This is a genomic window from Bradyrhizobium sp. USDA 4502 (assembly GCF_054063355.1).
Genome location: NZ_JBSSGF010000001.1, coordinates 3,942,527 through 3,954,916 on the forward strand (window position 1 = coordinate 3,942,527; position 12,390 = coordinate 3,954,916).

The following is a 12,390-nucleotide window of genomic DNA, read 5'->3' on the forward strand; positions in this document are numbered from 1 at the left end:
GGCTGTTCATCCGGGGTGATCGTCGAGGCCAACTGGCCAGCGACGGTAGATGGCAGGTTTACGAGATATTTGGCCTGTAGAGTTGCCAATCAATGGCGCCGACGTTTGGAGGAGATGCAATGAACAACATCATCCTGCTGTTCTTTTGCCTGCTGCTCGGCATTGTGCTCCGCATTGCCCGCAAAGTTCCGGAGAACGGACACATCGCGCTCAATGCATTCATCATTCATATATCGCTGCCGGCGCAGATCATCCTGCAAATCCACAGTGTCAAGCTGCGGACATCGCTGCTGTTTGGCATTGCGATGCCTTGGCTGATGTTCGGCCTGGGGATTGGGTTCTTCTGGGCGCTCTCTGCCCGCTTGAAATTCTCACGGGAAACGACCGGCGCACTGATGCTTGTCGGTGGCCTTGCCAATACATCTTTTGTCGGCCTGCCGATGATCGAAGCTTTTTTTGGTCCCCCCGGCATGGCGACCGGCATTCTGATCGACCAGCTCGGGACCTATCTTGTGCTGAGCACGCTGGGTATCACCGTCGCAGCCATCTATTCCGCCGCAAAGGACTCGAAGGCCGCCATCCTCAAACGGATTATCCTGTTCCCGCCGCTCATCGCGCTGGTGGCAGCCTTTGCTCTGATGCCGTTCGCGTTGCCCGTCTGGATCGCTGACACGCTCAAGCGATTGGGCGATACGCTCGCGCCGCTGGCCCTGGTTTCGGTCGGATTGCAACTCAGGTTTGATCAAGGCCGTGGCCTCGTGACGGCCCTGGCGACCGGCCTGGGGTTCAAGCTGCTTCTCGCGCCGGCTGCGCTTGCGCTGTTGTACTTTGGTATCCTGGGCACGACGGACCAAACCACGCGCGTGACGCTGTTCGAGGCTGCGATGGGGCCGCAAATCGGTGCAGCGATCGTCGCCGTACAGCATGGCCTCAATCCACCCCTGGTATCGTTGATGGTCGGGCTTGGCATATGCCTTTCGTTCCTGACGCTTCCGCTGTGGTCTTACGTTCTGCATCACATCTGAGAATAGGAAACTCATCCCGCATTGGCGTGGCTGTCGAGCAGTGTGTCAGCGTGTTTCGCCACCTGATGCTCCACCGCGATTGGCGCACAATTGGCGACAAGATGAGCGGCATTCCGACGGAACCCGGCACGCTCCCGTTTCTCTAGTTAAATGGTGATCCGCTGCCCGCGATCCCGACCAGCTCCCCGGCAGGAGCACCAACATTTGGCCTTATCGCAGGGCTTATGGACGACGCCGACACTTGGGTCGCCAGGTGCTTCTTCGTCGCTCGCCCTGCTCGCGATGATAAGATGCGGGTTCAAACAGATGCTGGAAGGGTGTTTAAAACTTTGTAGGTGGTGAAACCATCGCGGACATCACGTTCAATGACGAATGCCCCTTACAAGCATGAAAGCGCTCACATGACGACAAATGGCTCTCTCAACACCGAAATCCCGGAGGGTTTTTCGCCACACTTTCGCAACAGCCCCCTCACCGACCCATGGCAGCCGATATATTCGAAGAAGACCGAAACGAGCGTGATCCTTGGGCTGCGTCTCGCAAAGCCACATACCAATAGTCGCGGGCTGATCCATGGCGGGTTGATAGCAACCCTCTCCGACAATGCGATGGGGCTCAGCTGCGCGCAGAGGACGGGCTGGCACTCGTCGTTGGTGACGATTTCACTGGCGGTCGATTACATCGAAAGCGCCCATATCGGGCAATGGCTCTCGATCGAGACCGACGTCATCAAGGCAGGCGGCACCATCTGCTTTGCAACGAGCCTGGTCAAGGCTGACGGCGTCGTGATCGCGCGCGCCAACGCCACCTTCCGCGTATTGCCAAAGAAGGAGCCCGTGGCCTAGCCGAAGCGCCAACCGCCAGTCCCGCTTACGAAGTTAATCCTCTCCTGTGCCGCCAAGCCCCGGTGAGGCCCATCCGCAAGCGATTTCATACCTGGTTACATGAGCGTGCGCAGATCCTTGCGCAGGATCTTTCCAACGTTGGACTTCGGCAGCGTTTCGACGAAGCGCACCTCTTTTGGTACCTTATAGGCGGTCAGTTCGTGCCGGCAGTGGGCAATCACGTCGGCTTCGTTCACGTTGGCTCCCGGCATTCGCGTCGCGAACAGCACGATGGATTCGCCGGACTTCTCATCGGGACGACCGACGCAGGCGCATTCGGCAACGCCTGCGCAAGCGGTCGCGACGGCCTCCACCTCGTTTGGATAGACATTGAATCCGGAGACGATAATCATGTCCTTCTTGCGGTCGACGATCCGCAAATAGCCGCTGCGATCGAACACGCCGACATCACCGGTGCGGAAATAGCCGTCGGCGGTGAACGCCGCTGCGTTGGCCTCGTCCTTCTGCCAGTAGCCGCGCATCACCTGCGGGCCACGCGCGCAGACTTCCCCGGTCTCGCCAAGCGCGACTTCGATATCGTTCTCACCGAGCAGTTTGATCTCGGTTGAGGGCAACGGCAGACCGACCGTGCCGGAGAAGCCCTCGCGCGTCATCGGATTGAGGGTGAGGGTCGGAGAGGTCTCGGACAGGCCATAGCCTTCGAGGATGTCCTTGCCGGTGAGCCGCCTCCATTTCTCCGACGTCGTCGGGAGGATCGCGGCGCCACCGCCGATTGCGACCTTGAGGCGTGAGAAATCCACCTCGCCGATAGTGGGCTGCATCAGAAGCCCCGCAAACAGCGTATTGACGCCGGTCAGGACGGTCGGACGCGCGCGTTTCAGGATGTCGACAAATCCCTCCATGTCGCGCGGATTGGGCACCAGCCAGTTTTCCGCCCCCAACGAGAAGTAGGTGATGAAATTCACCATTAGCGCGAAGATGTGATAGAGCGGCAGCGCCGTGACTACGATCTCTTCGCCAGCACGCTGCGCATCAGGCATGAATGCTTTGAACTGCTCGGTGTTGGCGACGAGATTCCGATGCGATAGCGCCGCGCCCTTGGAAAGCCCGGTCGTTCCGCCCGTGTACTGCAGGAACAGAATGTCATCGCCGGCAAGCCGTGGGGGCGACAAGGAAATCGCCGCGCCTTGCGCCAACGCCAAGGTGAATGGAGTTACATGCTTCAGCCTCGCATCGACTGCCGGATTTACGAGCGGCGCGTTGGTACCGTCGGCGAGGCCAACGCTAACGACTTGTTCGACGCCGACCTGGTCAATGATCTCGGCCAGCGTCGACGAGACGCCGGCAAAGACGATGATTGTCTTCACCCCGGCATCATTGAGCTGATGCGCGAGCTCGCGCGGCGTATAGAGCGGGTTGACATTGACCTGGATGGCGCCCGCGCGGATGATCCCAAGCATGGCAAGCGGAAACGCGGGCACGTTCGGCAACATCACCGCGACGCGATCGCCCTTTCGGACGCCAAGTCTCTCTTGGAGGAATGCGGCAAAGTTGCGCGACAAACGGTCGACGTCGGAGAAGGTGAGCGTCTCGCCAAAGCAGCGGAACGCCGGCTTATCGACGTAGCGCTTCATGGCCGCCTCAAGCACGGCAAGCACGGACGGATGGGCGTCCGGGTCGATATCGGCTGGGATCTGCGTACCGTAGCTGGTTAGCCAGTGCCTCGTCATCGAGGGCCCCACTCCCTAGTTTGCGCTCCGCCTGGAGCTGGTCAGAACACATCCGGTTCAGCCGCATTCCCCTTGGAACGACTGCTTCCAAGCTGGTCGCCCGCACAGCGACGAATTTCTAAACCAAAGGCCGGGTGCTACCGTGGCCGGGATTGGTCGATGATGCACTCGTTGGGAAAGCTGATGCGCCCTCGTCCCGGCTGCACGAGACGCACCACATCACGACCCGATCCGCTACGCTTTTCCTTCCACGGATCTCTACGTAATCGCAGGAGCACGACCGCCTGTACGCAAGCGGTCGGCACCAGCGATCTGGATGGCGCCCTCCGGAAGGATCCTATCTCGAGTTCGATCCTCAACTACGAGATCGCACTTGAGATCGCCGTGTCAGCGCCCTTGAAATACGGCGGGACGCCGCTCGATGAAGGACTGAACCCCTTCGCGCGCATCTGCACTTTTGAGCACCCTATCGCGAATGGTTGGAATGTACGCTGTCGCCGCGGCCTCACCCTGCTCGACAAATTTTGCCGCCGCTTCCTTGGTGACTTGAATGCCAAGCGGAGCGTTGCGTGCGATGATCGCTGCGAGCTCCATGGCCCTATCAATCTGCTGGCCGGCAGGAACGACCTCCTGGACGAGGCCGTCGTCTTGAGCTCGTTGAGCGGTGAACTCGTCGCAGAGGAAGAGATGATACATCGCGTTGCCCCAGCCGGCGCGCGTTAGAAAGCGGAAATGTGCGCCGCCGAACGGCGCAATGCCGCGCTTTGCTTCCATCTGGCAAAACCGGCTGTCGTCGGCGGCCACCACGATATCACCGGCAAGCATCAGCTCGATGCCCATGGTGTAGACGATACCCTGCGTCGCCGTGACGATCGGCTTCTTGCACCGCTTGACGAGGCCGAACACGTCGACATTGCCCTCTTTGAACTCGCGCTTCACTGCATTCGGACCGAAAAACTTAGGCATGTCGAGGCCGGCCGTGAAATCCTTTCCTTCGGCGCAAACGACGCCAACCCACAGAGCCTCATTGTTGTGCAGCTCGGTCAGCGCATCCGAAAGCTGATCCATCATCAGAGGCGAGAATGCGTTCTTTTTCGCGGGGTTATCTATGATGATCTTAAAGATATGCTCATGCGTCTCAGTGCGGATCTTACCCTCGGTAGTCATCTTGACGTCTCCTCTTTCTATCTATCGTATTTGATTGCGAGTGCCGTGCGGATGGCCGATGCTCGCTCCGGCGAGAATACGCTCGCGCCCTGATCGAGCAGATCGAGGAAGGAGATCACGCGGCCGCGGGATCCCCAGCCGCCTTCCTCGATGGTACGAAAGTTGACCCACCAGGTCGGCGACGGCGCCTCAACACCGCAGGCCTGGGTCAACGCAGCCAGGATATTGCCGATCACCGCCGCGCGATCTTCCCGCGTCCAGCAGCACTCCATCGCCACGATATCAACCACCATCACATCGCTCGGCCGGTCGACGAGCAGTTCGCCACCGTGGGCCATCATGTCGAGTTGGCGCTCAATGAAATGAACTTGATAGCCGCGGCGCGCTTCAGGAGCTTGCCGGCCGACTTCAGGGACGAGCACCGCATCAGTCAATGTTTTAGCGAGCGTACGTCGTTGGGCGACGTCGAGGCGCCCCTGGGGTGTCATCACGTAGATGATGGTCATAGGTCAGCTTCCTTGCTCGTCTACCACCCGATCGTTATGTCACGTGACATAGCCTCCAAATTTCTGGATATGTCAAGCGCCATAGTTTAGGTTAGTCGACAGTGAGGATAGCTATGACCTTGAATACACGCGCGAAAATGGTTGCAGGTGCAGCGGACTTGATGAGCCGGAGAGGCGTCAACGCCACCAGCGTTCGCGAGGTAGTGCGGCATACGGGCACCCCTCGCGGCTCGATCAGTCATCACTTTCCACGTGGCAAACAACAGCTGATTGGAGAGGCGATCGTTTTCGCCGGCCAGAAAGCCTCAGGCCCCCTGCGGCAATTGACGATCGAGCACGGCGCGATCGACGGCTTGCGTGCCTTCATCGAGTTATGGCGGAAGGTTTTGGAGAAGACGGATTTCAAAGCCGGCTGCCCGGTTCTCGCGGTTGCTGTCGAGCAATATGTCAGTGACGTCACGGATGAAACAGGCACGTCGGACGAGCCGACGCAGCAACATCTACTCGGGCTCGCCCAGGACGTATTTGTCGATTGGCAGGAGATCCTGTCGTCTGCAATAACACGCCAGGGTGTGGCGTCCTCGCGTGCCCGGCGGCTCGCGACGTTGGTGATTGCATCTATCGAGGGCACTGTAGCGATGTGCCGGGCCTCACGGAGCGCTCAACCGCTGGATGACGTGAGGCTGGAGCTGGAGCTTGTTCTCAAAGCCGCGATTGAATCTGGTACATAGATTGCCCTGACGCGCTGGCGAGCCGAACTCCGCGCGCCAGCGAACCTAAGTCAAAAGAGGTGGATTTCGACGCCGCCGCGGGTCCCAACGCGCACGCATCGTGAGCTGGCTTGCGGTCCAGGCTGACGCTTTGCTGTCACACCATGGCGAGCGCCAGGCGCCGTCGCTGGGGATGATCAGAATTTCGGCCAAGGTCGCAGCGGTGGGCGCATTGCCTCCCACGCATGAGCCATCCGAAGAACCCCAAGGTCGTCGAATCTGCGGCCGGCGATCTGCAGGCCGATCGGCACGCCGTTATCGTCGTATCCGCAACACACGGACGCCGCCGGCTGCTCGCTCATGCTGTAGGGCACCGTAAAGCCGATATGCGCCTGGGTGCTGTCCACGTCCGGCACCGGGCACCCCCATTCCGCGGGGAAGCTCGTATTCGGCGACACCGGAGAGAGCACATAGTCGAAGGGCTGCGTCGCGGCGACGGTCGCGGAGCGCGCGTTTACGGTCTGCTGATATGCAAGGTATACCGCCTCCCCCGAGAGACCTCTCCCGGTCTCCGCCCAGCCGCGCACCAAAGGGAGCAGCTTGTCTTGCTTCTCGCGGCTAAGCGCGCCGATGTCCACGGCGGATCTCACGCGCCAGAACGTATCGATGCCGCGATGAATCTCGGGGGTCATCCAGGGAGTCATCAACTCGACGATGGCCCCTTCGGCAGCAAACATCGCTGCTGCCGCCTCCACGACTTCTCGCACGCGCGCGTGCACAGGCATTCCACAGCCGGCGTCGAGCAGCAGGCCGATCCGCAGCCCCTTGATATCTCGATCGAGCCGGGTCCACTCAATCGCACCGGGGGGCAAACTGCTGTAGTCGCGCGGATCAGGCTGGGATAGCACAGCCATCATGAGGGCCGCATCGCGAGCAGTCCTGGTGATCGGACCTGCAGCGCGCGCCATATAGGGCGGGTCAATTGGAATACGCCCCAGACTCGGCTTCAAGCCAAAAGCCCCGCACCAGGCAGCCGGAAGTCGCACGGAACCGCCGATGTCCGTTCCGATGTGGAGCGGCCCGAACCCTGCGGCGGCGGCAGCGCCGGCGCCAGCACTGGAGCCGCCGGGATTCATCGCAAGATTCCATGGATTCCGCGTGAGCGGGTGAAAACTCGACAATCCGGAGGACAGCATGCCGTACTCGGGCATCGTCGTTTTTGTAATGAAGACGGATCCTGCTTCGCGCAGCCGGGCAGCCGGCGGCGCATCCGCGGTGGCCGGCTTGAGATCAGTCGCGTTAGTACCGAGGGGAACAGGCACACCCCGCGTGGCGATGTTCTCTTTGATCGTCACCGGGATCCCGTCCAGCGTGACATCGCCGCACATCAACGGCCTTCCGGCTCGCCATCGCGCTTCCGAAGCCTTAGCCATGGCAATCGCGGCTTCGGGATCGAACGCGTAAGTCGCCCTCACGAGCGGGTCATACCGCCCCACACGCTCAATAATGGCTTGCGTGATGTCAACCGGCGAGAAGCTTCCTTGGCGGTAGCCTTCTGCAAGATCCCAAGCAGATAGCTCATGGAATTGCTTCACGTTCGTCCTCCCCGTAATTTGTGGCGACAAGGGTTTATCGTGACGACGACTTAGAACGTCAGAGCATGCTTGGCGATGCCAAAATGGCCTAAACAATCATGCGCTCTCTTCGGTCGTTTTGCAGCGCGGCAATCGACTCGCGGTCGGGTATGACTTGACACGACCGTGGGCAAACGACTTCTTTCGTTGGCGGCTTGAGCGAAAGTAAATGCTCGTGCCGAGACCCGTATAGCTCCGCGTACCGCGCTTCTCTTACTTGTTGAATTTTTACGCTCCTCGACTGGGATCAACAATGGCGTCACGACGACTTCCTCCGCTGCATGCGGTGCGAGCATTCGAAGCCGCAGCGCGGCATCTTTCGATCACGCGTGCGGCCGACGAACTGAACGTGACGGTCGGAGCCATCAGCAGGCACGTCCGCGCGCTTGAAGCACGCATGGGCACGACGCTTTTTCTGCGTGGCCCACGCGGACTAGCCTTGACTTCGGCGGGTATTGCCTTCGCAGAGTCCGCACGAGATGCGCTAGATCGGATAGCGGCCGCCGCTGAAGGTCTTCATCTAAGGCGGTTCAGGCGCCTATCTGTTGGCGTGTACGGGTTCTTCCTATCGCGCTTTCTTCTACCAAAGTGGGCGAGCCTGAAGGCTGCACACCCTGAACTGGAGCTAGATCTGCACACCAGCGCAAATCCGGTTGATCTTCTCGCTAGTCGTTATGATGCGGTAATCGCTGTCTCGGACGGGCTGCCTCGGACCGGATTGGTGACCCGGCCTTTACTGCCTATTGCAACCGTGCCGGTATGCTCCCCTGCCCTCCTGAAGAACGGCGCTCTCGATTTCGCGTCCGTCCCGCTTCTTCACAACAGGCCACGGCCTGACGATTGGCGGCGTTGGCTCGACCATGCGCAGCTCTCCAATGTGGCCGTTGGGGGTGGTAGCAGTTTTGAGAATCTCGGCCTTGCGATTGAAGCTGCTGCTGCCGGACTTGGTGCCACGATCGCCATCGAAAGCCTGCTCGAGCCTGATCTTATTCACCTCGGCCTGGTCAAGGCCCACGCCATCGTACGCCCGACAAGACGGCACTTTGTGCTCGAGTATGAGCAACGAATGGCGGATGACACCGCCGTGGCGGCATTCGCCGATTGGCTCTGCAACGCAACCCGGCAGCAGGAGGCAGAGGTAAATACACCGCCAACCCGTAAGGCGCCGCGGGCCAAGGGGCGAAGTAGTTCAAAACGGTGAGCACTAGCGTTGAGTTTTACTCAAGGAGCAATCCCAAAACCTCGTTTGTCAGCCTGAGTTACCTCTGACACAGACGCTTCCATCAAAAATATGATGGGGGGAAGCGATCGATGAGGCGAGCATTCAGATCGGTCATCGCAGCTCTTGCACTCTGCGGAAGTGCGTCAGTTCACGCTCAAATCTCTGGCGACGTTGTTAAGATCGGCGTCCTGACCGACATGTCCGGAATTGCCTCGGACGCCACTGGCGAGGGCTCGGTCGTCGCCGCACAGATGGCTGCGGAAGAGTTCGGCAACCGTGTCGCTGGCAAACCCATCCAGATCGTATTTGCTGATCACCAACTGAAGCCCGATGTCGCCGCCAACATTGCGCGCAGGTGGTTTGAACAAGACGGCGTCGACGCCATCGCCGACATTCCAAACTCGGCCGCCGCGCTCGCGGTGCAGGAGGTTGCCCGGAACCGGTCCCGGGTTATCCTGTTCTCTTCGCCCGGCACCACTGCGCTCACCAATCAGTACTGTTCGCCGACCAGCATCGCGTGGACATATGACACGTATGCGCTGGCGCGCGGAACGGCCAAGGCTGTCGTCGAAAGCGGTGGAAAGACCTGGTATTTCATCACCGCTGACTATGCCTTTGGGCATCAGCTGCAGAAGGATGCCAGCGCAGTGGTCGAAGCCACCGGCGGCAAGGTACTCGGCACTTCGGCACACCCTCAGGGAACAACCGATTTCGCATCCTTCCTGCTCCAGGCGCAAGCCTCAAAGGCGGACATTGTCGGACTCGCAAACGCAGCCGGTGACACGATCTCGACCATAAAGCAGGCGGACGAGTTCGGACTGACCGCGAGCGGCCAAAAGATGGCGGCTATGCTGCTGCTCCTTACCGACGTTCACTCCCTTGGCCTGCACGCGACCCACGGCACATTCCTCACCACCCCCTACTACTGGGACCTCAACGGCGAGACCCGCGCGTGGTCGGAGAAGTTCGCCGCTCGCATGAAAGGTCAGCACCCAACGTTCATGCAGATCGGCGTTTACGAGTCCATTCGTCACTATCTCCAGGCGGTCGAAGCGATCGGCACTGATGAGGCCGACAAGGTGGTCGCAAAGATGCGCGCCACGCCGATCGAGAGCGCATTCACGCATGGGGCCTCTATTCGAGAAGACGGTCGCGTTGTGCGCGACATGTATCTGGCGCGCGTCAAGGAGCCAAAGGACTCAAAGGGCGAGTGGGACCTCTACAATATAATTCGTACCATCCCCGCCAAAGATCTGACTATTCCGCTCTCGGAAAGCACGTGTCCGCTCGTTAAGCGGTGATCATCCCTCATTGAATATAGGAGCAATCATGACCACGCCTGAAGCCGAGTGGCAGTATCCGTACGGCACCAAACAGCGCTACCATCTGCAACACGTCCATCTCTTTGCATCGAACGTCGACGCTACAATCGATTTCTACGAGAAGTGGTTTGACGCCGAGGTGATGTGGGACGGCGACGTCGCCGGCGCCCGCAACGTCTTCATCAAAGTTGGCATCGGCGCCCTTCATCTTTACGACCAGCTCCCACGTGGCGAAGGCAAGAATGCCGTCCATCATTTGGGTATGCAGGTGGTCGGTATCGACGACCTCTACGATCGCATGAAGGCCGCCGGCCTCCACATTCCGAATCCAATTCGTCGACTGGGCGGCGGCGGCGGATACTTCATGCTCGGCGCTCCGGATGGGGTCGTGATCGAGATCTTTGAACCAGGCAAGCTGCGGGAGCCGGTGGTGCGCAAGTACTACGGCTTCGAGGAATAATGCTCGTGGAGACCGCACTTCCCTTCGATACGATCGCCGATGTTGTGGCCGGGCATGTTGACAAACGTCCCGGCCAGACGGCCTTGACGTTCGTGGATGTGAGTTCGGACGGCACGTATCTGATCGAGGTGCGCTCTTACGCCCAGCTGCAGCGTAACGCCGCAGCGCTCGCAAAACGGCTCGCCGCACTGGGGCTGCGGCGGGGCGATACGTTTGCCCTGATGATGGCAAACCAACCCGAATTCGTCGAGGCGATGCTCGCGGCCGCCCTGCTCGGTGCGACCTTCGTTCCGATCGATCCAAGGACGGTCGGCGAGAAGCTCGCCTTCATGCTGCAGCACGCCAAATGCCGCGGCGTCATCTGCTCGGCTGATTGCGGCGCCGCCATCCTCCGCCTTGGCCGCACCGGTCTGTCCTGGGCAATCGTCCTGACCAATCCGGGGGTGGAGCCTACGCCGCTGGCACCCATGCGCCTGAGTTATGTGGCGGCATTGAGCGAGGGCGGATCGCCGACCCGGATCCGGGTCTCGGCGACCGACGCGATGATGTTGATGTTCACGTCCGGGACCACCGGTAACCCCAAGGCCGTGGCAATCTCGCACGGAGCCTATATGAGCCGGGCCCGCGGCATGCATGGGATAGAACTCAACGCCGACGACGTCCTGTATACCGGCCTGTCACTGACGCATATCAATGCCCAGGGTACCCTCCGCATCGGGCTGACATCGGGCTTGCCGGTCGTCATCAGCCGTAAGTTCAGCAAGCGGCATCTATGGGCGATCTGCCGACGCTTTGGCTGCACCATGTTCAATATTCTGGGCGGCATGATCCCGGAGATCTACAGCATCCCCGAGCGGCCGGACGATGCCGACAACCCGGTTCGTCTCATTATCAGCGCCGGCATGCCCCCGGATCTCTGGACCGAGTATGAACGCCGTTATGGCGTGAAGATCTGCGAAATCTATGGATCGACCGAGGGCGGCGGTGCCCTGACCAACCCTTCCGGAGCGGGTCCAATCGGGAGCCTAGGCAAGCCGCCGCCCGAGCTTGAAGCGGCCGTCTTCGACGATGACGGGAGGCGTTGCCCGCCGCTGCAGCCCGGCGAGCTGCGCTTCCGGCGCAAGGACGGCGTTCCAATCGAGGTTTCCTACTTCAGGAATCCGGAGGCGAGCCAAGCCAAAGTCGCGGATGGGTGGTTTCGGACCGGCGACGTCGTGCATATGGACGAAGACGGCTGGTTCTTCTTCCACTATCGAACTGGAGGCGGCGTCCGGCGCAATGGCGATTTCATCAACACGGCACTGGTCGAATCGGCATTGATCAAGTCCGGATTGGTATCCGACGTCTTCGTTTACGGCGTTGCAACGCCGCGGAACGTGGCGGGCGAAAAGACCCTTGTCGCTGCCGTCGTGCCCAGCATTCCGGACTTCACCGAAAGCGCACTGCTTGAGTATTGCCGCGCCACGCTTCAGAAGCGAGACGTTCCCGAGATCATTCAGATCCTCGGCGAAATTCCCAAGACCATATCCGAAAAGCCCATTGAGCGCGCCTGCATCGAGCGATTGGTTGACGGCGGTCTGTTGAATTGAAGTTTGATGAATCCCCGAGCCGAGCTGGGTACTCGGTTCGGGGTAGGAAGACCGATATGGTCTTCCCTCCCAAGACTGGCCGGGATCTAAGAATCCCGGCCTTTTTTGGCCAGCCACTACTGTGGAACTACCCGGAACGCTTCTCGCTTTCGATCTAGACTCCCAACATCGGAGCAACAG

Annotated in this window: 11 protein-coding genes; 7 read left to right on the forward strand and 4 right to left on the reverse strand. The window is 60.2% G+C overall.

The window, feature by feature from the left end:
* Positions 1-119 precede the first annotated feature (119 nt).
* The gene (locus tag ACVW1B_RS18260) at positions 120-1,025 is read left to right on the forward strand and encodes an AEC family transporter (protein ID WP_456821941.1); all 906 of its coding nucleotides are present in this window, start codon (positions 120-122) and stop codon (positions 1,023-1,025) included.
* Between the two features lie 401 nt (positions 1,026-1,426).
* Positions 1,427-1,870: a PaaI family thioesterase gene (locus ACVW1B_RS18265; RefSeq protein ID WP_456821942.1), complete on the forward strand. Its 444-nt coding sequence runs from the start codon at positions 1,427-1,429 to the stop codon at positions 1,868-1,870.
* Between the two features lie 95 nt (positions 1,871-1,965).
* On the opposite strand, the gene ACVW1B_RS18270 is transcribed toward ACVW1B_RS18265, so the two are convergent.
* The 3 genes from ACVW1B_RS18270 to ACVW1B_RS18280 all read right to left on the reverse strand — a co-directional run bounded on the left by ACVW1B_RS18270 (position 1,966) and on the right by ACVW1B_RS18280 (position 5,273).
* On the reverse strand, positions 1,966-3,600 hold the full coding sequence (locus tag ACVW1B_RS18270) for an AMP-binding protein (protein WP_456821943.1): 1,635 nt from the start codon (positions 3,598-3,600) through the stop codon (positions 1,966-1,968).
* A 387-nt stretch (positions 3,601-3,987) separates the two neighbouring features.
* Entirely contained in the window at positions 3,988-4,767 is a 780-nt protein-coding gene (locus ACVW1B_RS18275) for a crotonase/enoyl-CoA hydratase family protein (RefSeq protein ID WP_456821944.1), read from the reverse strand.
* A 17-nt stretch (positions 4,768-4,784) separates the two neighbouring features.
* Positions 4,785-5,273: a tautomerase enzyme gene (locus ACVW1B_RS18280; protein ID WP_456821945.1), complete on the reverse strand. Its 489-nt coding sequence runs from the start codon at positions 5,271-5,273 to the stop codon at positions 4,785-4,787.
* Between the two features lie 113 nt (positions 5,274-5,386).
* Here ACVW1B_RS18280 and ACVW1B_RS18285 point away from each other — a divergent pair, with 113 nt between their 5' ends.
* The gene (locus ACVW1B_RS18285) at positions 5,387-6,004 is read left to right on the forward strand and encodes a TetR/AcrR family transcriptional regulator (protein WP_456821946.1); all 618 of its coding nucleotides are present in this window, start codon (positions 5,387-5,389) and stop codon (positions 6,002-6,004) included.
* Between the two features lie 176 nt (positions 6,005-6,180).
* On the opposite strand, the gene ACVW1B_RS18290 is transcribed toward ACVW1B_RS18285, so the two are convergent.
* On the reverse strand, positions 6,181-7,578 hold the full coding sequence (locus tag ACVW1B_RS18290; protein WP_456821947.1) for an amidase: 1,398 nt from the start codon (positions 7,576-7,578) through the stop codon (positions 6,181-6,183).
* Between the two features lie 292 nt (positions 7,579-7,870).
* Here ACVW1B_RS18290 and ACVW1B_RS18295 point away from each other — a divergent pair, with 292 nt between their 5' ends.
* The 4 genes from ACVW1B_RS18295 (at position 7,871) to ACVW1B_RS18310 (ending at position 12,210) form a co-directional block, all read left to right on the forward strand.
* Positions 7,871-8,818: a LysR substrate-binding domain-containing protein gene (locus ACVW1B_RS18295; RefSeq protein WP_456821948.1), complete on the forward strand. Its 948-nt coding sequence runs from the start codon at positions 7,871-7,873 to the stop codon at positions 8,816-8,818.
* Between the two features lie 110 nt (positions 8,819-8,928).
* Positions 8,929-10,140 (forward strand): ABC transporter substrate-binding protein, encoded by a 1,212-nt coding sequence (locus tag ACVW1B_RS18300; RefSeq protein ID WP_456821949.1) that lies wholly within the window; start codon positions 8,929-8,931, stop codon positions 10,138-10,140.
* A 28-nt stretch (positions 10,141-10,168) separates the two neighbouring features.
* Positions 10,169-10,621 (forward strand): VOC family protein, encoded by a 453-nt coding sequence (locus ACVW1B_RS18305; protein ID WP_456821950.1) that lies wholly within the window; start codon positions 10,169-10,171, stop codon positions 10,619-10,621.
* Complete coding sequence (locus tag ACVW1B_RS18310; RefSeq protein WP_456821951.1) at positions 10,621-12,210, forward strand: AMP-binding protein; 1,590 nt, start codon at positions 10,621-10,623, stop codon at positions 12,208-12,210. Before ACVW1B_RS18305 ends, ACVW1B_RS18310 begins: the two co-directional genes overlap by 1 nt.
* Positions 12,211-12,390: the final 180 nt, after the last annotated feature.